Source organism: Brevibacterium luteolum (assembly GCF_013004595.1).
GTDB classification, from domain to species: Bacteria; Actinomycetota; Actinomycetes; order Actinomycetales; family Brevibacteriaceae; genus Brevibacterium; species Brevibacterium luteolum.
Genome location: NZ_JABEMC010000003.1, coordinates 184,289 through 207,467 on the forward strand (window position 1 = coordinate 184,289; position 23,179 = coordinate 207,467).

At 67.0% G+C, this 23,179-nt stretch carries 18 protein-coding genes and 2 tRNA genes; 11 read left to right on the forward strand and 9 right to left on the reverse strand.

Features of this window, described 5'->3' with window-relative positions:
* Positions 1 to 6: 6 nt before the first annotated feature.
* The gene (locus HLA91_RS06355) at positions 7 to 1,644 is read right to left on the reverse strand and encodes a thiamine pyrophosphate-dependent enzyme (RefSeq protein ID WP_170274009.1); all 1,638 of its coding nucleotides are present in this window, start codon (positions 1,642 to 1,644) and stop codon (positions 7 to 9) included.
* Positions 1,645 to 1,865: 221 nt separating this feature from the next.
* Between HLA91_RS06355 and HLA91_RS06360 the strand changes: the two genes are divergently transcribed.
* The 5 genes from HLA91_RS06360 (at position 1,866) to HLA91_RS06380 (ending at position 6,900) form a co-directional block, all read left to right on the forward strand.
* Positions 1,866 to 3,509: a hypothetical protein gene (locus HLA91_RS06360; RefSeq protein ID WP_170274010.1), complete on the forward strand. Its 1,644-nt coding sequence runs from the start codon at positions 1,866 to 1,868 to the stop codon at positions 3,507 to 3,509.
* A 67-nt stretch (positions 3,510 to 3,576) separates the two neighbouring features.
* The gene (locus tag HLA91_RS06365) at positions 3,577 to 3,903 is read left to right on the forward strand and encodes a hypothetical protein (RefSeq protein ID WP_102159864.1); all 327 of its coding nucleotides are present in this window, start codon (positions 3,577 to 3,579) and stop codon (positions 3,901 to 3,903) included.
* Entirely contained in the window at positions 3,890 to 4,906 is a 1,017-nt protein-coding gene (locus HLA91_RS14175) for a type 2 periplasmic-binding domain-containing protein (RefSeq protein WP_170274011.1), read from the forward strand. The genes HLA91_RS06365 and HLA91_RS14175 overlap by 14 nt, the downstream gene beginning before the upstream one ends.
* Positions 4,907 to 4,945: 39 nt before the next feature.
* A complete protein-coding gene (locus HLA91_RS06375; RefSeq protein ID WP_170274012.1) occupies positions 4,946 to 6,541 on the forward strand; it encodes an amidohydrolase in 1,596 nt (531 codons plus the stop codon).
* Between the two features lie 38 nt (positions 6,542 to 6,579).
* Entirely contained in the window at positions 6,580 to 6,900 is a 321-nt protein-coding gene (locus tag HLA91_RS06380; protein WP_102159870.1) for a GNAT family N-acetyltransferase, read from the forward strand.
* Positions 6,901 to 6,994: 94 nt separating this feature from the next.
* Here the strand turns inward: HLA91_RS06380 and HLA91_RS06385 are convergent.
* Positions 6,995 to 7,070: transfer RNA gene (locus HLA91_RS06385), tRNA-Asn, on the reverse strand.
* Between the two features lie 207 nt (positions 7,071 to 7,277).
* Here HLA91_RS06385 and HLA91_RS06390 point away from each other — a divergent pair.
* Both HLA91_RS06390 and HLA91_RS06395 read left to right on the forward strand, forming a co-directional pair.
* Positions 7,278 to 8,189: a DMT family transporter gene (locus tag HLA91_RS06390; RefSeq protein WP_257994979.1), complete on the forward strand. Its 912-nt coding sequence runs from the start codon at positions 7,278 to 7,280 to the stop codon at positions 8,187 to 8,189.
* Complete coding sequence (locus tag HLA91_RS06395) at positions 8,186 to 9,394, forward strand: glycosyltransferase (RefSeq protein ID WP_170274013.1); 1,209 nt, start codon at positions 8,186 to 8,188, stop codon at positions 9,392 to 9,394. Before HLA91_RS06390 ends, HLA91_RS06395 begins: the two co-directional genes overlap by 4 nt.
* On the opposite strand, the gene gluQRS is transcribed toward HLA91_RS06395, so the two are convergent.
* On the reverse strand, positions 9,376 to 10,413 hold the full coding sequence (gene gluQRS / locus HLA91_RS06400) for a tRNA glutamyl-Q(34) synthetase GluQRS (protein WP_170274014.1): 1,038 nt from the start codon (positions 10,411 to 10,413) through the stop codon (positions 9,376 to 9,378). The two genes, HLA91_RS06395 and gluQRS, sit on opposite strands and share 19 nt — an antisense overlap.
* A 141-nt stretch (positions 10,414 to 10,554) precedes the next feature.
* On the opposite strand from gluQRS, the gene HLA91_RS06405 reads away from it, so the two are divergent.
* From HLA91_RS06405 to HLA91_RS06415, 3 genes are all read left to right on the forward strand, one after another.
* A complete protein-coding gene (locus HLA91_RS06405; RefSeq protein WP_239557046.1) occupies positions 10,555 to 11,979 on the forward strand; it encodes an MFS transporter in 1,425 nt (474 codons plus the stop codon).
* A 153-nt stretch (positions 11,980 to 12,132) separates the two neighbouring features.
* The gene (locus HLA91_RS06410; RefSeq protein WP_170274016.1) at positions 12,133 to 15,390 is read left to right on the forward strand and encodes a beta-phosphoglucomutase family hydrolase; all 3,258 of its coding nucleotides are present in this window, start codon (positions 12,133 to 12,135) and stop codon (positions 15,388 to 15,390) included.
* Positions 15,391 to 15,560: 170 nt separating this feature from the next.
* The gene (locus HLA91_RS06415; RefSeq protein WP_259833336.1) at positions 15,561 to 16,826 is read left to right on the forward strand and encodes an EAL domain-containing protein; all 1,266 of its coding nucleotides are present in this window, start codon (positions 15,561 to 15,563) and stop codon (positions 16,824 to 16,826) included.
* A gap of 305 nt (positions 16,827 to 17,131) precedes the next feature.
* Here HLA91_RS06415 and HLA91_RS06420 read toward each other — a convergent pair.
* Positions 17,132 to 17,205 (reverse strand) — tRNA-Ile (locus HLA91_RS06420).
* Between the two features lie 177 nt (positions 17,206 to 17,382).
* Between HLA91_RS06420 and HLA91_RS06425 the strand changes: the two genes are divergently transcribed.
* Positions 17,383 to 17,874 (forward strand): DUF3145 domain-containing protein, encoded by a 492-nt coding sequence (locus HLA91_RS06425; protein ID WP_102160700.1) that lies wholly within the window; start codon positions 17,383 to 17,385, stop codon positions 17,872 to 17,874.
* A gap of 272 nt (positions 17,875 to 18,146) precedes the next feature.
* Here the strand turns inward: HLA91_RS06425 and HLA91_RS06430 are convergent, their stop codons facing one another.
* The 5 genes from HLA91_RS06430 to HLA91_RS06450 form a co-directional block, all read right to left on the reverse strand.
* Complete coding sequence (locus HLA91_RS06430) at positions 18,147 to 19,388, reverse strand: beta-ketoacyl-[acyl-carrier-protein] synthase family protein (protein WP_102159880.1); 1,242 nt, start codon at positions 19,386 to 19,388, stop codon at positions 18,147 to 18,149.
* 81 nt (positions 19,389 to 19,469) lie between these two features.
* Positions 19,470 to 19,721: an acyl carrier protein gene (locus HLA91_RS06435; RefSeq protein WP_102159882.1), complete on the reverse strand. Its 252-nt coding sequence runs from the start codon at positions 19,719 to 19,721 to the stop codon at positions 19,470 to 19,472.
* 168 nt (positions 19,722 to 19,889) lie between these two features.
* Positions 19,890 to 20,900, reverse strand: coding sequence for a beta-ketoacyl-ACP synthase III (locus tag HLA91_RS06440; RefSeq protein ID WP_102159884.1), 1,011 nt, complete (start codon positions 20,898 to 20,900; stop codon positions 19,890 to 19,892).
* 41 nt (positions 20,901 to 20,941) lie between these two features.
* Positions 20,942 to 21,880 carry an acyltransferase domain-containing protein gene (locus HLA91_RS06445; RefSeq protein WP_170274168.1) on the reverse strand — a complete coding sequence of 313 codons (939 nt, stop codon included), beginning with the start codon at positions 21,878 to 21,880 and terminating at the stop codon, positions 20,942 to 20,944.
* Positions 21,881 to 21,938: 58 nt separating this feature from the next.
* The gene (locus HLA91_RS06450) at positions 21,939 to 23,150 is read right to left on the reverse strand and encodes a PucR family transcriptional regulator (RefSeq protein WP_165883036.1); all 1,212 of its coding nucleotides are present in this window, start codon (positions 23,148 to 23,150) and stop codon (positions 21,939 to 21,941) included.
* Positions 23,151 to 23,179: the final 29 nt, after the last annotated feature.

A 23,179-nucleotide genomic window follows, 5' to 3' on the forward strand; every position in this document is an offset into this window, starting at 1 on the left:
TGTCGCTCAGTAGGCCTTGACGCGCTGTTCGACGATGAGGTGGATGACGGCGAACTGGCCGTTCTCAGTTGCCTTGAACGCCTCATCGAGGACACCGGGGATGTCCTTGTCCTGCTCGACCCGGACGCCGAAGCCGCCGAAGGCCTGCGCGAAGAGCGCGAAGTCCGGGTTCTCCAGCTGCGTGCCCGAGACCCGCTTCGGGTACGCCCGCTCTTGATGGGTGCGGATGGTGCCGTACTCCTGGTTGTCCATCACGATGATGAGCGGGGTGGCGCCGTACTGCTTGGCGGTGGCGAGTTCCTGGGCGTTCATGAGGAACTCACCGTCACCGGCGATCGAGATGACCTGCCGCTTCGGGTACTGCAGGCTCGCCGCCACCGCCGATGGTACCGAGTAGCCCATCGAGCCGTTGCGGGCCGAGATCATCGAGGCATAGCCGTTGGTGGGGAAGTAGCGGTGCGCCCAGTTCGTGTGCTCACCGGCACCGAAGGTCACCATCGCATCCTCATCGAGACGCTTGACGAGATTGGCCATCATCGTCGTCATCTTCGCCTGCCCGTCACCGGGCTCAGCTGACGGCGGGGTGGAGAACTCGACCTGCTTGGCGCGCAGCTCATTCGTCCACGTCCGCCACGAATCGCACACCGGCAGATCCATGCGCACGAGATCACGGACGAACACATCGGGCTTGGCCACGATCTGGTGGGTCACCGGTCCTGAGCGTCCGCGCAGCGACGGGTCGATGGTGACGATGAAGTTCTTGCGCTCCCAGTTCTGCCGGGCGGTGAACCCATCAGTGATGACGTCACCGGGAACAGTGCCGACGAAGACGAGCAGATCGGAGCCGTCGAGCACCTCGTGGGTGTGCTGCGGGCGCCCATAGCCCAGCGGGCCGACATAGCTCGGCGAGCCGAACGGGACGGTGCCCTCACAGCGCCACTCGGCAGCTGCCGGCAGATTGTGCGACTCCAGCCACTGGGTGAAGGTGTCGGCACCCTCATCGGTCCAGTCGTTGCCGCCGAAGACGAACAGCGGCCGCTCAGCCTCCATGAGTGCGGACTTCAGCGCCTTCCAGTCGGTGACGGTCATGCCGCCCTGCGCGACGGGGATCTGCGGGTGGATGATCCCGTCATTCGGCTGGGTGATGATGTCCTCCGGCAGCCCGACGACCACCGGGCCAGGACGGCCGGACACAGCAGCGAACATCGCCTCGGCCACAATCTCGGAGGCGCGCTCCGGGTGGTCGAGGATCATGACGCGCTTGGCGCCGGTGTCGAACCACGCCTTAGGGTCGAACTCCTGGAAGGCCTCCTTCTCGCGGTGCTCGAACGGGATGAGCCCAACGAAGAGCACCATCGCCGTCGAATCCTGCCAGGCGGTGTGCAGGCCCACGTGCGCATTCGCCGCGCCCGGCCCGCGGGTGACCATCGCGATGCCCGGCAGCTCTCCGAGCTTGCCGTCGGCTTCAGCCATGTAGGCCGCCCCACCCTCATGGCGGCACACGACAGTGTCGATCGGCGAGTCGTGCAGCCCATCGAGCACGTCGAGGAAACTCTCGCCGGGCACGACATAGACGCGCTTGACGCCATGGGCGGCCAGTGACTTGACGATCACATGACCGGCGGAGATCGCGGGAGCTGGCATGCTGCTCACATCCTCTGTGTGACGTGGGGCTCTATGTGGATTGGAGAAACTGTACCAACCCGTCCACCCCTGCGCCGCCTGTCTCACGGGCTGGTGACCGAGGTGTCGGACGACCGCTCCCGAGGTGTGGGGCACGCTAGGCTGACAGCGGCGGCTTCCAGCATCCCGGCAGCAGCCGGAGAGCACGGTCTGGAGACGACCGGATCAATGGGGGAGACGAGATGGCCCGAGTCACGCGCACCGGCTGGGTGCTCGCCGCTGTTGCGGCGGCAGCCATGGCGGCGGTGCTCATCATCATCGCCGGCATCAATCCGCAGCTGGGCTCCTCCCCGCTCGACACAGCCAAGCGCGCCGCACAGTCCTTCGCCGATGACGCCGTGGCGGCAGGTCCCTGGACGGATCCGGCCGCCGCCGGCCGGGCACACGATCAGCTCCAGCACCAGCTGCGCCCTGCCGGCCTGCACGCACCGGTGGCCGTGAAGGTCATCGAGCTTGCCGAGATCGATTCGTCCCGGCAGCGGGCGACCCTGTCGTGGGCGTGGCTGACGAACCCGCGTTCACGCACCCAGGTCCCGGACTGGTCCTACACCTCCGAGGTCGATGTGGTGAAGGACCAGCTGTCGTGGAAGGCCGAGTACCGGCCTGAGGTCGTCCACCCGCAGCTGCATGACGACGCTGAGATCACCGCAGAGGTCGAAGCAGCGCCGCGGGCGAAGATCCTCGGATCCGGCGATGAAGTGCTCACCAGCGTCGAACCGGTCATCAGTGTCGGGGTCGAACCGGCCCGCACCGATGATCCCGCCCAGACAGCAGACGACACCGCAGCCGCACTCGCCGGGATCACTGACATCGACGCCCAAGCGCTGACCAGCCGCATCGAAGCGGCAGCCGAACACGCCTTCGTCCCGGTCGTCACGATCCGCGCTGATGACTACCGCGATATCGCCGATGAGCTGCGCCCGATCCCCGGCACCGTGTTCCGCAGCCAGGACATGTCCGTGCCCGTGCACCGCGGGCTGGCGCCCCTGCTGCTCGGCCGGGTGGGTGCTGCGACTGCCGAGGATCTGGAGGAGGACCCGCTGCTGCGCGACGGCGACCTCGTCGGCCAGTCGGGTCTGCAGAAGCTGTACCAAGCGGAGCTCTCCGGCCGCGCCGGTGTCGACCTGCAGGTCGATGGCGAGACGATCCTCAGCGTCGATGCCGTGCCGGCCCCGCCGGTGACGACCTCGATCGAACGCGATCTTCAGCAGCGTGCCGATGAAGCCGCCGCATCCGCCGGTGCACCAGTGGGCATCGTCGTCATCGACTCCGTGAGCGGAGAAGTCCGCGCAGTCGCCAACGCCGGCGGGGACTCAGGTTTCGACCGGGCGCTGAACGGCAGCTATCCGGACTCACCCGCCCACGCACTCACAACAGCCCTGGCGAAGGAACGCGGAGCCGCTGAGTCCGAGGTGCTCGCGGCGCTCGGCATCGAGCGGGTCGACCTGGGCATGCCGGCTGCCGTGTCGACGGGCGGGCAGCCGACCGGCAGCCCGGTGTCTGTCGCGATCGCCGCAGCCCGGGTGCTCACCGGCCAGCAGCCAGCGGCCAGCCTCGTGCAGTCGGCCGGGGGAGAGGACCTGCCATCGCCGGCACCCGATGAGAGCCTGACGAAGGACGAACGCCAGACACTGGAAGAACTCCTCGAACCCCACCTCGTCGACCTCACCGGCAGCGCGGGCACAGCAGAGGGCGAGACCGGCACGGTCGGCCCGTGGGCGATCGGGCAGCGCGGCGGACTCGTCGCAGCCGTCATCGTCGAACCAGCCGACGACGACCCGGCATCTGCCGGTGCCGTGCTCACCGAGGTGCTCACCGGCAGCTGACCGGGCTCTCACACTCAGGGCGTGTTGCCGCACCGGCAGCAGCCTGGGCAGCGGCTAGGCTGGGCTCATGTCGAACTGCGTCATCGTCGTCTACACGCCCATCGACTCCGCTGATGCCGTGCGCGCAGCACTGGCTGCAGGCGGGGCCGGAGCCATCGGCGACTACACCGGTTGCTCCTTCTCCAGCCGCGGCACCGGCCGCTTCACCCCAGGCGCAGGCGCCAACCCGACGATCGGCGACATCGGCACCCCCGAGGAGGTCGCCGAAGAGCGCATCGAAGTCATCTGCCCAGCTGAGACCGCCGCGGCGGCACTCGACGCGATGCTCGCCGCCCACCCCTACGAGGAACCGGCCTATCACGTGATCCCGGTGATGACGCGTGCCGACTTCTGACACCAGGCCACGCCGCAGGCTCTCCACCGCAGCCGCGCTCGCAGGAAGCGCCCTGCTCCTCACCGGCTGCGGTATCACCGATGACTCCGGCAGCAGCAGCGAGCCGGCCCACGACTACACCGTCGACACCGAGGCCGCCGTCAAGGACAGCCCGATCTGGACGGAAGCCGATGATGCGGCGATGCTGCGCATCGGCGTGCCCTTCGACCAGCCGGGACTGGGATATCTCTCAGCAGGGAAGACGGTGCCCGCCGGGTTCCATGTCGAGATCGGCAGCCTCATCGCCGGGCGTCTCGGCTTCGCAGCCCACCAGATCACGTGGGTCGACGCATCGGCAGACCCGATGTCCCTGCTCGACGGCGATCAACCGGCAGCCGACCTCCTCATCGATACCGATGGACAGCCCATCGAGGGACTCGAACCGGAGCCCGGAACCGACGCCACCGACTCGGCGGCGGACACCGCGCAGCCTGGCGAGGACGCGAGCGAACCCACCGAGGGCAGCGCAACCGAGGGCCCGTCCACCGACGATCACACGATCCCAGCCGACCTGGCCGGGCCCTACCACCTCGGGGGTCAGGCGCTGCTGAGCCCGGCCGCATCAGATCTCGCCCAGTTCAGCAAGCTGACCGACCAGCAGGTATGCGCACTACCCGACTCACCGGGGAAGCAGGCGATCGAGGCCGAGACCACCGCTGCGGTCGTCGAACGCGAATCGCTGACCGACTGCGCCGCCGCACTGACAGCCGGCGACGTCGATGCCGTCGTCGGACCCGACCTCGACCTGCAGGCACTCGCCGCGCAGGACCCGCAGGCGCTGACGCTGAGCGAGAACCGGCTGCGCCCGGCAGGATATTGGATCCGGATGCGCACCGAGGACCCCGCCCTGGCAGAGGCGATCGCCGATGGGATCGCCGGTGCGGCCGACGACGGCGAATGGTCCTACGCCGTCGAGGCGGCCTTCGGCAGCGACGTCGAGATGACCCCACCGCCGACACCGTGACCACGCCAGGCGCAGGCAAACCTGCATTAGGGTGGGAGCATGAGCCAGATCACGCTGCGCAATGCGCGCCTGTTTGCCGCGGACCACTTCACCGCACCGACCACGCTGCACGTCAGCAACGGCCGGATCACCGCCATCGGAGACGATGCCGCAGTCGCACATGCTGGTAAGGACATCGATGTCGACGGCCAGTGCGTCATGCCGGGGTTCATCGAAAGCCATGGGCACCCGAGCATGTACGGCCGGACCCTCCTGCAGGTCGATGTGCGCCCCGATGTCGTCGACAGCATCGCCGACATCCAGAAAGCCATCCGCGACGCTGCGAACGGTGCTGAGCCCGGCGGGTGGATCCGCGGAGCTGGCTGGGATGAGACATACCTGGAAGACGACCGGATGCCCACACGCGCGGACCTCGACGCCGCGGCACCGGATCATCCGGTTGTGCTCACCCGCACCTGCCGGCACATGCTGCTGGTCAACTCAAAGGCACTCGAAGTCTGCGGCGTCGACGAAGATACCCCGGATCCGGCAGGCGGACGGCTCGTGAAGGACGGCAGCGGCCGGCTCACCGGGCTGTGCCAGGAGAAGGCGATGGACCTCATCACCGTCCCCGACTACGAACCCGACGAACTGTCCGGCGGATTCGCCCGCGCCCAGCAGCAGTTCCTCGACTGGGGCATCACCACCGTCCATGACATGTCCACCAGCCGCACCGACCTGCGCCTGTACACCAAGCTCGCCGACAGCCGGCAGCTGAGCATCCGCCTGCGGCCATGGCTGTGGGCGCTGACCCAGATGGGCTACGACGGGATCCTCGACGCCGCCCTTGCCGCCGGAGTCACCAGCGGGCTCGGTGATGACTGGATGCGCATCCAGGGTGCGAAGTTCGTCCTGGACGGGGGAGTGGGAGGCAAGACCGCCGCACTGTGCTGCCCGTACGAGCACAGCGACGAGACCGGGATCCTCTACATCGATGATGAGACGCTGACCGGGCACCTACGCGAGGCGGTGGCAGGCGGGCTGCGCCTGGCGATCCACAGCATCGGTGACGCCGCCATCGCACAAGCCCGGCGCGCGCTGAAGAACATCGGTGACGACGAGGCGGTGCGCACCCGGCGCACCCGCATCGAACACTGCACCCTGCCGGCCGATGAGGACCTCGACTTCCTCGCCGAATGGAACATCATCGCCTGCTCCTCTGTCGGATTCATCTACCACCTCGGCGACTCCTACCTCAAGGTGCTCGGGCGGGACCGGATGCCGCGGGTCTACCCGCACCGATCCTTCATCGACCGCGGGATCATCGCGCCGGGCAACTCCGACGTGCCGGTCACCAACGGCAACCCGTGGGAGGGCATCTACGGGGCAGTGACCCGGACGACGAAGACCGGGCAGGTCCTCGATGCCGAACAGAACATCACCCTGGCCGAGGCGATCCGCGCCTACACCTCGGACGCGGCCTACACCTCCTTCGAAGAGGACACACTTGGCACCCTGGCTCCCGGCGCACACGCCGACTTCCAGCTCTACGACCGCAACCCCTTCGACCTCAACCCTGAGGAGTGGCTCGACCTCACCCCCAGCGCGGTCTACGTCGCAGGGGAGAAACAACCCCTGAGCCGCGAGCATCCCTGAGCTAGACTCATCACCACCGACCCCAGGAGGAGTTCCCCATGGAAGACCCTGTTCTCGTCAGCAATCCCGTCGAGGTCGTCGACAACCTCTCGCGCGACCGGTTCGAACTCTGGCTCTCCGGCCCGGAGCGGACCTTCGTCGGATTCCTCGGCTACACGATGCCCGAACCCGGGGTCTACGAACTCCAGCACACGATCATCGACGAGGCCTTCGGCCGGCAGGGCTACGCGCGCACACTCGTGACCAAGGTGCTCCAGCAGCTTCAGGAGCGCGATCAGAAGATCATCCCGATGTGCTCCTATGTCGACCGCTACCTCGAGCGCTTCCCGCAGTACCGCGGACTCGTCGCCGAACAGTGAATTTAGGCCGTCTGAACTGAACGGCGGCTGTCTGCGGGCACAAGAGCAGCTGCCTGTGGGCACAAAAATGCCCCGCTCACATGGAGCGGGGCTGTGGCTCCCCCGGCTGGGCTCGAACCAGCGACCCTTCGATTAACAGTCGAATGCTCTGCCAACTGAGCTACGGAGGAATAGCGTCATCGTGATGATCACGCGAGAAACAACTCTAGCACCGGGATCGCGCAGTTCTCAAATCACCCCGGCGGTGACGTACCTCACGTCCAGGCAGGCCGGCTTTGAGGGTCTCCCGGCGCGGGGTGCGTGACTGAACCCGGCATGTGAGTCTCCGCCCCGCGCCGTGTGAACCTCACCTGCGGGCCGCGGGCTACACTGGCCGGGTGACGACCCTACTGGCCATCAGCCTGGCGCTGTTCGCAGCGATCGCGCTGGCGTACGCCGCGCTGCTGCAGCACAGCGGCGTCAACCAGCGCGAGGAGGACTCCACCCGCTTCCGGGTCCAGGAGTTCGCCCGCATCCTCAGAAACCGCACCTGGCTGCTCGGGCTCATCGTCCTCATCCTCGGCAACGCCGCCAACATCATCGCCCTGGCCATCGCCCCGGTCATGGTCGTCCAGCCGATCGGGGCGGTCGCACTCATCACCGCCGTCATCCTCGCCGTCGTCCACCGCGGCCTGGCACTTACCCGCACGATCGTCCTCGCCGTGGCCGCCTGTGGCCTCTCCCTTGCCGCCTTCGTCGCCGTGGCCGCTGTCATCGGCCGCTACGAGGTCCACTACGGGGCCAGCGCGCATCGCGTCGCCTGGATCGCGCTGGTGCTCACCGTCGTCTTCGGCATCATCATCCTCGTGCGCAACCACCCACCGCAGCTGCTGCTCATCACCGGTTCCGGACTGCTCTTCGCCACCGTCGCGACGAATGTGCACATCATCTCCAACCAGTTCTTCGACTCCGGGCTCGGCGGGATCACCTGGTTCAACGTCATCAGCCTCGCTTTGGCCGGGATCATCGGCTCATGGTTCGTCCAGGCCGCCTATGCCGCCGGGCCACCGGAGATGGTCATCGCCGGGCTGACCGTCATCGACCCGATCTTCGCAGTCCTTCTCGGCTCGATTGTGCTCGGTGAGGCGATGGAGGCCTCGATCCTCCAGCTCGTGCTCATGGCCGTCACCGGGGCGATCGCCTGCTGGGCGGTCATCGCACTGTCCCGGTATCATCCAGACGTGGTGGCCAAGGAGCGCCAGCGCATGAACGACAAGTACGGCACCCACCCCGATGAGGACGATCGTTGACTGAGACCGAGCAGAGCACTGCCCCGGCTGACCGCACCACCCTGCGCATCTGCATCCCCACTGAGACCTACGCTCCCGAGGTCAACGGTGCCGCGACCTTCGCGCAGACCCTGGCGACCGGGCTGGCCGCCCGCGGTCACGAGGTGCACGTCATCTGCCCCTCGGCCACCGAGACCCCGTCGACGGCGTGGGAGGACGGCGTGCTCGTCCACCGCATCCGCTCCCACCGCTGGTACCTGCACCCGACGTGGACGATCTGCATGCCCTGGGAGACCAAGCCCGAGGTGTCCCGCCTGCTCGATCTCATCCGTCCCGATGTCGTGCACACGCAGGCGCACTTCGTCATCGGCCGCTATGCGCTCAGCGAATCCCGCAAGCGCGGCATCCCGGTGGTGGCGACGAACCACTTCATGCCCGACAACGTCCGTCCCTACGTCAATGCTTCCGAGCGGCTGCTGCGCTATGGCAGCGCGGCCGCCTGGTGGGATCTGCGCCGGTCGTTCGAGAAGGCCGATTACCTCACTGTGCCGACCCAGCTGTCAGCCGATCTGCTGACGGAGAACGGGTTCCGCAGCTCGATCCAGGCGGTGTCCTGCGGTATTGACCTGTCCCATTTCTTCGCAGCCGATGATGTCGACCAGACGCACCCGACGGTGCTGTTCGTCGGCCGGCTGTCACTGGAGAAGAACATCGGCGACATCATCGCAGCCCTCGCTGCGGCCGACCCGAGCCTCAACTTGCATGCCGAGATCATCGGCGCCGGTTCCGAAGCCGAGCCGCTGCGCGCCCAGGCGGCCGAGCTCGGGGTGGCCGATCGGGTGCGGCTGCGCGGCAAGGTCAGCGACGAGGAGCTTGTGAAGGCCTATCAGGAGGCGACGTTCTTCTGCATGCCCAGCACCGCCGAACTGCAGAGCATCGCGACCCTGGAGGCGATGGCCTCCGGCAAGCCGGTCGTGCTCGCCGATGCGGTGGCGCTGCCGCACCTGTGCCGGCATGGCGAGAACGGCTACCTGTTCGAACCACGCAATATCGAGGCGCTGACCGATGCGTTCACCCGGCTGCTGACGATGAGCGCTGCGGACCGGCAGCAGATGGGGGATGCCTCCCGGAGGCTCGTGGCCCGCCACGATGTCCGCCACACGCTTGACACCTTCGAATCGATCTACCGGCAGGTGATCGCCGAGGCTCAGTCGGCGGCTGGCTGAGCCCAGTCGGCCGGATCGAAGACCGCAGGCTCGCCGGTCATGGCGTCCAGGTCGAACTCATCCCGCGCCTGCTCCAGGTCAGCCCACGGACCGAAGCCCAGCGAGCTGCCGAGCCAGGCGAAGAAGTCGAACCCCGTGCTGGCCAGGTCGCCGAGGGTCACCGCACCGTCGCGCTTGGCCAGCCGCTGACCGCCGGGCCCGAGCACGAGCGGCACATGCACCCACTCGATCCCCGCATGCCCAGACTCCGTGCCGACAAGCTGCGGGCAGACGAGGTCCAGCAGCCTGGCGAAGAACACCTGGCGCGGAGTCGAGGACGCCAGATCATCAGCCCTGACCACCTGGTCGATGCCCATCGCCAGATCATCGACGACGACGGCCAGATGATAGGAGTGCACACCATCACCGCGGCGCAGCACGAAATCATCGATGAACCCGCGGACGTCACCGAGCAGCACATCGGCGACCACCACCTCGGGACCGGACGGGCTCACCGGCACCTCCAGCAGCCCGGCTGCCGCCTGCGCATCCAAGCGCAGGGCCGGCTGCCGGCCGTTGCCGGCCAGCCGGGTGCGCTCAGCCTCACGGACAGACCCGGTCAGGTTCCGGCAGGTGCCCGGGTAGGCACCCGGGGGAGTGTGCGGAGCCGAGGGCGCGGACTGGATGTCCTTGCGCGAGCAGTAGCACTCATGAACCAGCCCGGCCGTGTTGAGTGCTTCGATGACGGCTGCATACAGTTCGGTGCGCTCTGACTGGATGACGAGCGGGCCATCGGGGGTGACGCCGAGTGAGGCGAAGTCGGCCAGTTGCTGCTCGGCAGCCCCGGCCTGCACCCGGTCGAGATCTTCGATCCGCCAGCGGAAGGCCCGGCCCGTGGAGTGTGCGCACAGCCAGGCGAGGACTCCGGTGCGCAGATTGCCGATGTGCAGCCGGCCGCTCGGGCTCGGGGCGTACCGGCCGGCACCCCGCGCGGCAGGTGCGGTCTCGGCGTGCGGGGCAGATGGCGGGAAGCTGTCCATGCGCCCATCGTAACGAGGCGCTGGCTGCCCGAGGCAGTGACTGGCGAGTATTGCCAGGCCAGAGGCCGGGGGTGTAGGAATGGAGAAATGGCAGACAAACGGCACGCGGAGGCACAGGCAGGGTCAGCGCAGACTCCGAAGATGAGCGACGATCAGCGCCGCATCCTCCTCATCGCCCTCGTGCCGCTGTTCATGTCGCTGCTGTCCGTGTCGATCGTCAACGTCGTGCTGCCGGCCATCGGCAGCTCCCTCGACGCCTCGAATACCGCCCTGCAGTGGGTGCTCACCGGCTACACGCTGACCTTCGGCGTCATCCTCGTCCCGGCCGGGCGCGCCGGTGACCTGTTCGGCCGCGGCAGGCTCTTCATCGCCGGTCTCATCGTCTTCGGCATCGCCTCACTGCTCGCCGGATTCGCCCCGAACCCGCTCGTGCTCAACCTCGCCCGGCTGCTTATGGGCGTCGGCTCCGGGCTGCTGAATCCGCAGGTCGTCGGGCTCATCCAGCAGTACTTCTCCGGCGCCGCCCGCGGCAAGGCCTTCGGGCTCATGGGCTCAGCGATCGGCGTGTCCGTCGCCGTCGGACCGGCACTCGGCGGAGTGCTCGTGCGGTTCTTCGGCGAAGACCTCGGCTGGCGCATGTCCTTCCTCATCAACGTGCCCTTCGTCATCCTCGCCGTGACCCTGGCGATCATCTTCTTCCCGCGCTCAGCCTGGGAGCCGCCACAGACCACCACCGCACCGGGTGACAAACCCGACCTCGACCTCGTCGGCGTCGCCCTGCTGGGCATGGGCACCCTCGGCGTGCTCGTGCCGCTGCTCGTCGGCAAGGCAGCACTTGCCTACCTCGCCCTCGGCGTGCTCGGCATCGCCCTCATCATCGCCTGGGTGATGTGGGAGAACCGCTACAAGCGGCGCGGCCGCAGCCCGATGGTCGACATGGACCTCTTCCGCACCCGCACCTTCGCCAATGGTGCTCTGCTCATCTCCCTGTACTTCTTCGGCACCACCAGCGTGTGGGTCGTCATCGCCGTCTACGCCCAGAACGGACTCGGCTTCACCGCCCTCCAAGCCGGGCTCATCGGCCTGCCGGCTGCGATCTGCTCGGCGATCTCGTCTGCGATCGCCGGACAGTACGTCATCCGCCTCGGCCGCCCGCTCGTGCTCGTCGGCATGGCACTGGCGTTCTTCGGGTTGCTGGCCGGCATCGGCTCGGTCATCATGCACGACACCGCCGGCTGGCCCTTCGCCCTCGTCGTCATCGCCGTGTCCTTCATCGGCATCGCCCAGGGCCTGGTCATCAGCCCCAACCAGACACTCGCGCTCGTCGACGTGCCGCTCACCTACGCCGGGGCCGCTGGTGGTGTGCTGCAGACCGGGCAGCGGATGGGCACCGCCATGGGCCTGGCAGTCGTGACCTCAGTGTTCTTCGCCGTGCAGGCCGGCTACGGGTGGACCGCGGCCTTCAGCGCAGCCTTCGCCGTCATCGCCATCGTCGTCACCGCCTCGGCGGTGGTCGGCATCGTCGACTGGCGGCAGGGTCGGCACGCGGCCGCGGCGCGCAGCTGAAGCACAAAGCGCAAGGCGACCTGTCAGGCAGATTGCCACCGGACGTTCATCTGCCGGTGAGTGCCGTGTCGCCGGGTACTCGCTAGGCTAGACGCAAGCCGGCGTCTTCGGTCGCTGCGCGCCGCACATCCCCCGTCCAGCGAGCAGGAGACCATGAACACGATCGTCACAACCCCATGGTCAGCGGTCATCTTCGACATGGACGGCGTCGTCACCGACACGGCGTCTCTGCATGCGATCGCCTGGAAGCGGCTGTTCGACGACGTGCTCGCCAGCCCCGAAGTGACCAGCGGCGACCTGCCGCTGAGCCACCACATCGACACCACCCCCTTCGACGGGGTCGAGGACTACCGCCGCTACGTCGACGGCCGGCCCCGCGAGGACGGTGTGCGCACCTTCCTCAACGCCCGCAACATCTTCCTGCCCGAAGGCGACGATGACGATCCGTCCTCTGCCCACACCATCCACGGGCTGGCCCGGCGCAAGAACGACTACTTCTCTGTGCTGCTCGAACGCGAGGGCATCGAAGTGTTCTCCGGCACCGTCAAGCTCATCGAGCGGCTGCGCCGGGGCGGCACCCCGATTGGTCTCGTGACCGCCAGCCGCAACGCCCCGCAGCTTTTGGAGACCGCCGGCATCGCCGACCTCTTCGACGTCGTCATCGACGGTCAGGTCGCCCGCGACCGCGGCCTGCCCGGCAAACCGGCCCCCGACACGTTCGTCGCCGCCGCCGAACTGCTCGGCTTCCCACCGCGGGACTGCGCGGTGCTCGAAGACGCCGTCTCCGGTGTCCAGGCCGCCCGCACTGGTGAGTTCGGCCTCGTCGTCGGCATCGCCCGCGACCGCAACCGCGCCGATCTGGAGGCAGCCGGGGCGGATGTGGTCGTCACCGACGCCAATGAGCTCGACCTGGGCATCGTGCCCCAGGATCCCTGGGAGCTGAGCTTCGCCGGCTTCGAGCCTGAGCATGAGGGCCGCCGGGAGGCGCTGACGACGCTGGCGAACGGGTACATGTCGCTGCGCGGAGCCGCTCCCGAGGCGCCGGCTGGGCACTCCCATTACCCCGGTTCGTACATGGCGGGGATCTTCAACCGGCTGTGGAGCCATGTCAACGGCCGGGACCTTGAGCACGAGTCGCTGGTCAATCTGCCGAACTGGAACGTCTGCGACATCCGGTTCGCCGACGGCGACTGGTTCTCCGCCGGCGGGCTGAAGATCGTCAGCGGCCAGCGCACGCTGTCGTTCGCCAACGGCGTGCTCACCCGCGAACTGGCGCTGAGTGACGCGCAGGAACGAGAGCTCATCATCCGCCAGCAGCGGCTCGTGTCGATGGACCGCAAGCACGTCGCAGCGATGCTCACGCAGATCACGCCGGTCAACACCGCCGATCCGATCGTTGTGCGCACCGGTATCGACATGAACGTCATCAACGACAACGTGCGTGAGTACGATGCGCTGTCGAAGAAGCACCTCATGACGACCTTCCAGCAGTTCGGTTCCGACGGCACGCTGCTGGCCGAGGTCGAGACGAGCCAGAGCAAGCTGCGCATCGCCATCGCCCAGCGCACCCAGATCCACGTCGGCGAGCACACCGTCCGGCAGACCGACGAAGACACCGGAGTGAAGGTGCATCCGGTCGAGTACCCCGCCGGCATCTTCACCGATGCCACCATCGAGATGCGCAAGGGCGCGACTGTCGGCATCGACACGACGACAGCCCTGGTCAACTCCCGTGATGATGCGCTCACCTCCGTGCGCGAAGGCGCGGTCGATGAGCTCAACTGGCTGCCGGCAATCGGCTACGAGAACCTGCTGCCCGGGCACACCGCTGCCCTGCAGCGGTTGTGGGAGCGCTTCGACGTCGAGGTCGAAGCCGACTCGAACACCCAGCTGCTGCTGCACCTGCACACCTTCCACCTGCTGCAGTCGCTGTCCCCGCACACCGTCTTCGCCGACACCGGCACCCCGGCCCGCGGACTGCACGGCGAGGGGTATCGCGGCCACATCTTCTGGGATGAGCTCTTCGTGCTGCCGCTGGTGAACCTGCGGCTGCCCGAGATCTCGAAATCGCTGCTGCTCTACCGCTGGCGCCGGCTCAACGCCGCCCGCCACCTCGCCCGCGAAGCCGGACTCGAAGGGGCGCTGTTTCCCTGGCAGTCCGGCTCCGACGGCCGTGAGGAGACTCCAGTCGAGTTGTTCAACCGGCGGGCCGGACGCTGGATGCCGGACAACTCCTGGCGGCAGAAGCATGTCGGCCTGGCGATCGCCTACAACGCCTGGCAGCACTACCGCGCCACGGAGGACGTCGGCTGGCTGGCCGAACAGGGCGGCGAGCTCGTCATCGAGATCACCCGGCTGTTCGCCTCACTGGCGACCTACGATGCCGAGACCGACCGCTTCCACATCAACGATGTCATGGGCCCAGATGAGTTCCACGACGGATATCCCGGCACGCCCGGCTCAGGGCTGCGCGACAACGCCTACACCAACATCATGACCGCCTGGGTATGTCGCCATGCGGTCGAGATCTTCCGGCTGCTGCCCTCCTATGCCGCCGAGGACCTCATCTTCCGGCTCAACATCCAGCCGGCCGAGATCACTCTGTGGGGCCGGCTCGCCGCCCGCCTGGCGGTGCCCTTCAACGCTGATGGCATCATCAGCCAGTTCGACGGCTACGACGACCTCGACGAACTCGACTGGGCCGCCTACCGCAAGAAGTACGGCAATATCGGCCGCATGGACCTCATCATGGAGGCCGAGGGCGACTCCACGAACAACTACAAGCTGTCCAAACAGGCCGATGTCACGATGCTCATCTACCTGCTCGGCGCCAACGGCCTCATCCGCGAACTCGGCCGGATGGGCTACCGGTACACGATGAGCCAGGTCGAGCAGACCGTCGACTACTACACCGCCCGCTCGACCAACGGTTCCAGCCTGTCCAACGTCGTCAACGCCGCCGTGCTGGCCTCGATCGGCCGGCCCGAAGCCTGGGAGGTGTGGCAGGAATCGCTCGTCATCGACCTGCACGACACCCAGTGGGGCACTACCCAGGAGGGCATTCACCTCGGCGCGATGGCCGGCACCGTCGACGTCGTCGTACGTGCCTTCGTCGGCGTGCTCATCCGCTACGACCGCATCGAATTCCGCCCCCGCCTGCCGGAGAAGCTCACCGGTGTGCGCTTCCGGGTGCTGTTCCAGGGCCAGGTCATCGACGTGCGCTGCTCGGCACGCGAACTCGTTCTCACCAGCCGCTCGCACGAGACCTCGAAGGTCAAAGTCCGTGTGTGGGACGACGAGCGCCTCCTCGACGGGGGAGAGACACTGCACTTCAGCCTGCCAGAACACCACCACGAGGCCGTCGCCATGACCGGTGCGATCGAGATCGTCGGCGAGGATCCGAAGAGCTGAGCGTTCCGCTCCCGAGGCGGTGGGCGCCTTTCTGCAGGGGCGCAGATATCGATTTCCGGCAGTCGTGTATCAGTCTTGTAATAAATGACTTTCTGCCGTGATCGGTGTCCGCCGCGTGTGAGAAACTGAAAGCGCTCTACAGGACTCAGCTGCCAACGGAAGGACATCTCGTGCTGTCGACACCCGCCGATGTATCGGCGTCGGGCGAGATCGAAAGACTGATCCGGCATGGCCTCGTCAACAGCTACTTCGCACCGGTCGCAGAGGCGTCGAGTTATGAGACCGTCGGCTACACAGTGCTTCCAGCCCGGGCGGATGGGGACGCTGGGAACGACCGCGACCGCATCGATGAGTTCGCAGCCCTGCGTGCTGATGTGCGCACCTGCGGCATGATCGGCGACTTCGATTCCTCCCTGCGCTCGATCGCCCTTCGCGATGCCGCCTCTGCCGGGCTGGGCGCCTCCACCCGGCTGTTCCTCGGGGCTGAACCCGAGTCGCTTGTCACCCTCGAAGACCGCACGGACGAGCCCGAACGCTCGGTCATCCTGCAGCTCGACCCCGACCGGATCGCCGGGGCGCCGGCCACCGTGCTGCGCTCGGTACGCCAGGCCCGCCAGCTCGGCTGGGGCATCGGCATGAAATCGATCGGCCCCGATCTGCGTACGGCTGCGTTCCTGCCGCTGGTCAATCCCTCGGTCGTGAGCCTGCATCCGGATGTGCTGCATATGGAGGACCGCGGGGAGCTCGCTGAGCTCATCCGCCTGCTGCGCGCTCACGTCGAACGCACCGACGCCGTCGTCATCGCCGAGGGTGTGGCGACTGAGGCGGATATGCGCCAGGTGCGTGCGATCGGCGCCCGCTATGTCACCGGTCCGCTCATCGGTGCGCCGACGGAGGCGCCCAGCCCTGTCGATAAGCTCTACGACGATCCGCTCGTCGACCACTTCACCCGCAACCGGCTGGTGCAGGGCACCCCGTTCTCCATCTGCAAGAGCCTCAAGCACGACCCGCTCATCATGGACGAGGCGCTCGTGGGCTCGGAACTCGAATCGCTCCAGCGCCGCGCGCTCAATGGTTCGAGCTCGATCGTCATCATCGGCATCTACGGCGAGCAGGAAGATGTGTGGGAGGACACCGCCGAGCGGTTCGCATCTATCCAGCAGGTCTGTGGGTTCTCCGCGATGCTCTCCGGCGGCTTCGACGTCGCACCGGTTCCCGGTGTGCGCAGCGGGCGCATCGACCACTCCGATCCGCTGCGCAACGAATACGGGCTCATCGTCGTGGGACCGGACTGGTCGGGCATGGTCACTGCCTCTCGGAAGAACGACCCAGGGCCTGAGGGCCGAGTCGAGTTCGATGTTTACATCACCACCGACCGCTACGCCTGCATCGACGCCGCACGGGCGGTCCTCACCCGAGTCAACTCAGAACGCTGAACGCGCTCGGCACCGGATCATGCCGTGCCGGCAAGGGGCCGAGCTGCTCCTCGGGCTGCCGGGTGTCCTGGGGTTTCCGGACGGCGGGGTTTCGCTGTGGTGAAGACCCGGTGGGCTTCGCGTCCGCGACCGGCATGATGCCGGATGACCCGCCCGCGCTGATGCGAAGCCGATGTTCAGAGAGATGGACTGCAGCACTTCTGCACAAGCCGCAGAAGAGCCGGCCGGAGTTGTCGCTTTGGGAATCCGTTCTGCCGCCAGATGCGCTCATATATGCGCGATCGGAGGTGATGATTGTCCGACTGTGCCCCCAGTCGGACTTGAACCGACGACCAAAGAATTATGAGTTCTCTGCTCTAACCAGCTGAGCTATGGGGGCCAGCATCGCCTGCCTTAGCACCAGCAGGCCGAGGCCAGCAACAGATTAGCAGAGAACCGAGACCGCCAGGACGGGGATGTCTTTTGAACAGGGACGGCGATCGTCTATGCTGGTGGCATCCTCCTGTTCGGATCGTAGGGGAAGACGTATCCGAAGGCTCAGGAGGCAGAAATGGATATGACTCAGGGCGTACTCTTCGTCCACTCAGCACCTCGTGCGCTGTGCCCTCACATCGAATGGGCCGCCGGCGGGGCGATCGGCGCGCAGGCGGCCTTCGACTGGTCGCCGCAACCGGCCGCGCCCGGCACGTTCCGCGCCGAGATCTGCTGGCGTGCCCCAGCAGGCTCCGGTGCCCGCATCGCCTCGGCGCTGCGCGGCTGGGAGGGCGTGCGCTACGAAGTGACCGAGGAACCCTCACCCGGCGCTGACGGCGGCCGCTGGAGCCACACTCCGCGCCTGGGCATCTACCACGCTGTCACCGACGTGCACGGCAACATCATGGTCTCCGAAGACATCATCCGCTCGGTCATGGAGCGTGCAGCCGGCAATCCCGAGAAGCTCGAATCGCTCATGCAGCGCGCCCTGGGCGAGGCATGGGACAACGAGCTCGAAGCCTTCCGCTACGCCGGCGACGGCGCTCCCGTGCGCTGGCTGACCACCGCAGTCTGACCCACAGACCTGCGCTCTTACTGACCAGCGCTGGCATCGCGGCAGCTGTTGCGGGGTGCATCCGGCCTTTCGGTGTCTTCCTCCTGCCCGCAGGCTGCCTCACCGATGCCAGCGGTCCTGGCCCTGGCCCACACGCTCGGCTCTCGGCTCATACGCTCGGGCTCCCAGCTCACACGTGGGGCTCGAGCCAGCACGCAGATGCAGCAGGGCCTGCAGTCGCAGATGACTGCAGGCCCTGAAACACGCCCAACCGCAAACCGGTTGTGCTCCGATCAGACGGTCTTGATGACGCACACGGCGTTATGACCGCCGAATCCGAAGGAGTTCGTCAGCGCAGCGAAGTCTCCGCTGGGCAGATCCGCCGGGGTGTCGCGGACGACGTTGAGCTTGATCTCGGGATCGAGGTTCTCGATGTTGATCGTAGGCGGGGCGACACGATGGTGAGTTGCCAGCACAGCGAGGATCGCCTCGACTGCGCCCGCACCGCCGAGCAGGTGCCCGGTCATCGACTTCGTCGCGGAGACGAGCGCCTCAGAGACGTTCTCACCCAGCAGCGCGTTGACAGCCAGGGACTCGGGCACGTCACCGACCGGGGTCGAGGTGGCGTGGGCGTTGATGTGCTTGATGTCAGCAACGTCGATGCCGGCGTTGTCGACGGCATGCTGCATCGCGTGCAGCGCGTACTTGCCCTCGGGCTCGTTGGCGGTGATGTGGTGCGAGTCGTTCGACACGCCCCAGCCGGCGATCTCAGCGTAGATCTTGGCACCGCGGGCCTTGGCGTGCTCTTCGGTTTCGAGCACGAGCGCGCCAGCGCCTTCGCCCATGACGAAGCCGTCGCGGTCGACGTCGTAGGGACGCGATGCGGTCTCCGGCGAGTCGTTGCGGCGGGACAGCGCCTGCATGGACGAGAACGCCGACATGGTGATCGGGTGCACGGCAGATTCCGAACCACCGGCGATGACGACGTCGGCCTTGCCGGAGCGGATGACGTCGAGTGCCTGGCCGAGGCTTTCGGTCGAGGAGGCACACGCCGAGACAACGGTCTGCACGGCGGCACGCGCCTTGAGGTCCATGCCGATGGCGGCAGCCGGAGCGTTGGGCATGAGCATCGGCACCGTCAGCGGCATGACGCGGCGGGAGCCCTCTTCGCGCAGGGTGTCCCAGGCGTTGAGCAGCGTCCAGACACCGCCGATGCCGGTGGCCCAGGAGACGGCGAGACGTTCGGGATCGATCTCGGGGGTCTGTGCGTCCTCCCATGCCTCGCGGGCGGCGATGAGAGCGTACTGGCTTGAGGGGTCGAGTCGCTTGGCCTGCACGCGCTTGAGGCGTTCGTCGACGACGCTGCGGTCGACGGTGGCGGCGAAGCTGACAGGAATGCCATAGTCCTCAGACCAGCTGTTGTCGAGAGTATGGGCGCCCGAGGTTCCCTTGAGCGCTGCCTGCCAGGTGGCTTCGGCGGTCGTGCCGATGGGTGTGACGGCACCGATGCCGGTGACGACAACTGTGGAAGTCATGTGATCAACCTCGTCGAATCGGTTGGGGTCCATCACGGGGCGGTGAGACCGCGCGGGCCGGCCGCCCCGTGATCGGAATTCTTAGGCCTGCTGTGCTTTGACGATGTAGTCGACAGCGTCCTGCACGGTGACGAGATCCTTGACGTCGTCATCCGGGATCTTCACGCCGAACTTCTTCTCAGCGTTGACGACGATCGTCATCATCGAGATCGAGTCGATGTCGAGATCATCGGTGAAGGACTTGCTCGGCTCGACAGCTTCGGTGGCCAGGCCGGTCTCTTCGTTCACGATGTCAGCGAGTCCTGCGAGGACTTCAGCTTCGCTATGTGCCATATCTTCCTTCTTTCTCAATGCTTCCCGGCCAGGTTGACCGGCCGGCTTGTGGAACGTGATTCGACGAGTTGTCCCGTCAGAATCCTACGTCATGCCTGCTGCGCATATGCAAGGAGCCAGGTGCCTCGGCAGGTCGTGCCTGGCGCGCCGTCATCCCTGCTGTGGTGCTCATGGCAGCTTGACGACCTGCGCCCCGTAGACGAGTCCGGCACCGAAGCCGATCTGCAGCGACAGCCCACCGGAGAGCTCGGGGTGCTCGCGCAGCAGCCGTTCGGTGGCCAGCGGAATCGACGCCGACGAGGTGTTGCCGTTGTCGGCGATGTCGCGGCCGATGACGACGGAGTCAGGCAGCTTCAGCTGCTTGGCCAGTTCGTCGATGATGCGCATATTCGCCTGGTGGGGCACGAAAGCTGCCAGGCCGCTGGCTTCGACACCAGCGGCTTCGAGGGCCTCTTTGGCGACCTCGGCCATCTCCCAGACCGCCCACCGGAACACGCTGGGGCCGTCCTGGCGCAGTGTCGGCCACGTGCCGCCTTCGGGGTTGTTCTTGAGATCCAGCAGCGAATTGGTCATGTGGATGGTGTCCCAGTTCTCGCCCTTCGAACCCCACACACTCTGGCCGATGCCCGGCTCGTCACTGGCGGAGACGACGACAGCGCCAGCACCGTCGGCGAGGATGAAGGAGATCGACCGGTCAGTCGGGTCGATCCAGTCGGAGAGCTTCTCCGCACCGATGACGAGGACGTTGTCCATGACGCCGGAGCGCACCAGCCCGTCGGCCTGGGCGATGGCATAGCAGTATCCGGCGCAGGCAGCCGAGATGTCCCAGGCGGGAATCGGGCCAGTGCCCAGCCGGTCAGTCAGCATCGCTGCCACGGACGGCGTCGGGTGGGGGAAGGTGACGGTGGCGATGATGATGCCGCCGATGTCGGTGGGCTTGAGGCCGGCGTTGGCGATCGCCTCCTGCGCGGCCTCCTCGCTCATCTCTGCGACGCCGACGTCCTCGCTGGCGTAGCGGCGGGTGATGATGCCGGTGCGCTGGCGAATCCACTCATCGGAGGAGTCGATCGGCTCGACGATGTCGTCGTTGCGCACGGTGATCTCACCGCGGTAGCCGCCGATGCCGGTGATGGTGGAGTACCGGCCGGCCGGCGTGGTCTGCAGTGTCGGTGCTGTCATAGGGAACCTCTTCTCTGTCTACAGCTGCGAGTGCGGCCGCTTCAGGATTCTGCAGGGGACTGGCCGGCGTGGGCCTGGACGAAGGCGCGGGCGTCATCGAGATCGTCGGCTGACTTCAGTGCAAACGTCTCGACTCCGCGCATCGTTCGCTTGGCCAGCCCGGTGAGGGTGCCGCCGGGCACGAGCTCGAGCAGACCGGTGACGCGCATGTCGAGCAGCTGCTTCTGGCACAGATCCCAGCGCACCGGATTCGTCACCTGCTTGACGAGCAGGTCGAGGTACTCGGAGCCGGAGTCGACCGGCTCACCGGTGGCGTTGGTGAGGATCGTCAGCTGCGGGTCCTGGGCTTCGAGGTTCGAGGCCAGTGTCGCCAGCGGAGCCTGGGCCGAGCCCATGTAGGAGGTGTGGAAGGCGCCTGCGACTTTGAGCGGGATGACGCGGGCTCGCTCCGGCGGGTTCTCGGCCAGTTTCTCGATGTTCTCGACCGCGCCAGCGGCGACGGTCTGTCCTGCGCCGTTGACATTGGCAGGCGACAGGCCAGCGGATTCGATGGCGGCAAGCACATCGTCGGGCTCCCCGCCGACGACGGCGGCCATGCCGGTGGGTGTGGCGGCCGAGGCCTCTGCCATGCCGGTCGCACGCGTCATGACGAACTTCATCGCCGCGGTGTCATCGAGAACGCCGGCGATGTTCGCAGCACCGATCTCACCGACGGAGTGGCCTGCGACGACGTCGGGGGAGACGTCGACGTCGGCGAAGAGCTCCCGGTAGGCGGCGATCGCCGAGGCGACGAGCAGCGGCTGGGCGATGTCGGTGCTCTTGATCGTCTCGTCATCGGACTCCGTGCCATGGATGCGCAGGTCGAGGTCTGCGGCGGCGGAGAGCGCATCGAGTGATTCGGCGAATGCCGGGCGATTGAGCCAGGAGGAGAGGAATCCGGACTTCTGGGCTCCCTGGCCCGGGCAGGCGATAACTAGCACTGGAGTAGCTTCCAATCAGTCGAGGTCGTGTTTCAACTTACGTCAATGTGGAGGTTCGTCACGGGGATTTGTTCAGGTTCGACAATTGCCCGGCTTCTGACAGTTGGCCGTACACCAACGCAATTCTGATGACGAAACCGGCGCGCGCCTCGGTCGGATCGATGCCTATGAGGTCGGCGATCTTGCGCAGCCGGTAGCGCACGGTGTTCGGGTGCACGTGCAGTGAGCGGGCCGTGTTCTCCAGCGAACCGCCGAACTCCACGTAGGCGGCAACGGTGTCGAGCAGCTGGCCGCTGCCGGAGTTGAGCGGTTCGTAGTAGCTGGTGATGAGCTCGCGCACCGCGCAGGTGTCACCGGCGATCGCACGCTCGGGCAGCAGGTCGCGGGCGTGGACCGGCCGGGCGACGATCGGGCGGGCCGAGGCGGTGCGCAGCGCCCAGCCGGCGGCCGCTGCCGAGGTGGCGGCTTCGGCCAGCGTGCTGACCTCGGGTCCGATGACGACTTCGGAGGGGCCGAAGAACTGCGAGAGAGCTGTCGCAGCCTGGTCGATGTCCTCGACGCCGCCGATGACGATGAGCAGCCGGTCGTCGTGCACGCCGACGAGTGCATCCTCGGCCCATTTCTGGGCGGCTTTGCGGATCTCGTCGATGCTCTTGTGCGCGGCTCGCTGCGGGGCGCGGCCGACGAGCACGTACACCGAGCCTTCGGTGCGCCACCCGAAGGCGGCCGTGCGGCTGGCGAGCTCGTCGACGGAATCGCCGCGCACGAGCGCGTCGACGACCATCGCCTCGAGCCGGGCGTCCCACGAGCCGCGCGCTTCAGCGGCACGGGCGTAGATGTCGGCGGCGGCGAAGGCGATCTCACGGGAGTACACGAGCACCGCTTCGCGCAGCTTGGCCTGCTCATTGGGCCGGGCCAGGTCTCCGACGCGCTCTTCGACGACCTCGACGACGACGCGCAGCAGCTGCAGGGTCTGCTGCAGCGAGACGGAGCGGACGAGCTCACGGGGTGCGGACTGGAAGATGTCCTGGACGACCCGCAGCTGGGCATCGGGGTCGCGGTACCAGTCGATGAAAGAGGCGATGCCGGAGTTGGCCAGCACCACGACCCAGCCGCGGTCGGCGGCGCTCATCGAGCGGTACCACGGCAGGCGGGCCTCGAGCCGCTGGAGGGTCAGCTTGTGCAGCAGCGCCTGACCGGCCTTGAGGCGGCGGCTCGTCTCAGCGCGGGCGCGCACATGGGCGGCGGCTTCCTCAGAGCGAACGGGCATGACGCTACACTACACGAAAAGAGACAAAA

Coding starts and splice junctions, on each gene's coding strand:
- HLA91_RS06355 (WP_170274009.1), bottom strand. CDS start 1,644: ATGCCAGCTCCCGCGATCTCCGCCGGTCATGTGATCGTCAAGTCACTG.
- HLA91_RS06360 (WP_170274010.1), top strand. CDS start 1,866: ATGGCCCGAGTCACGCGCACCGGCTGGGTGCTCGCCGCTGTTGCGGCG.
- HLA91_RS06365 (WP_102159864.1), top strand. CDS start 3,577: ATGTCGAACTGCGTCATCGTCGTCTACACGCCCATCGACTCCGCTGAT.
- HLA91_RS06375 (WP_170274012.1), top strand. CDS start 4,946: ATGAGCCAGATCACGCTGCGCAATGCGCGCCTGTTTGCCGCGGACCAC.
- HLA91_RS06380 (WP_102159870.1), top strand. CDS start 6,580: ATGGAAGACCCTGTTCTCGTCAGCAATCCCGTCGAGGTCGTCGACAAC.
- gluQRS (WP_170274014.1), bottom strand. CDS start 10,413: ATGGACAGCTTCCCGCCATCTGCCCCGCACGCCGAGACCGCACCTGCC.
- HLA91_RS06405 (WP_239557046.1), top strand. CDS start 10,555: ATGAGCGACGATCAGCGCCGCATCCTCCTCATCGCCCTCGTGCCGCTG.
- HLA91_RS06410 (WP_170274016.1), top strand. CDS start 12,133: ATGAACACGATCGTCACAACCCCATGGTCAGCGGTCATCTTCGACATG.
- HLA91_RS06425 (WP_102160700.1), top strand. CDS start 17,383: ATGACTCAGGGCGTACTCTTCGTCCACTCAGCACCTCGTGCGCTGTGC.
- HLA91_RS06430 (WP_102159880.1), bottom strand. CDS start 19,388: ATGACTTCCACAGTTGTCGTCACCGGCATCGGTGCCGTCACACCCATC.
- HLA91_RS06435 (WP_102159882.1), bottom strand. CDS start 19,721: ATGGCACATAGCGAAGCTGAAGTCCTCGCAGGACTCGCTGACATCGTG.
- HLA91_RS06440 (WP_102159884.1), bottom strand. CDS start 20,900: ATGACAGCACCGACACTGCAGACCACGCCGGCCGGCCGGTACTCCACC.
- HLA91_RS06450 (WP_165883036.1), bottom strand. CDS start 23,150: ATGCCCGTTCGCTCTGAGGAAGCCGCCGCCCATGTGCGCGCCCGCGCT.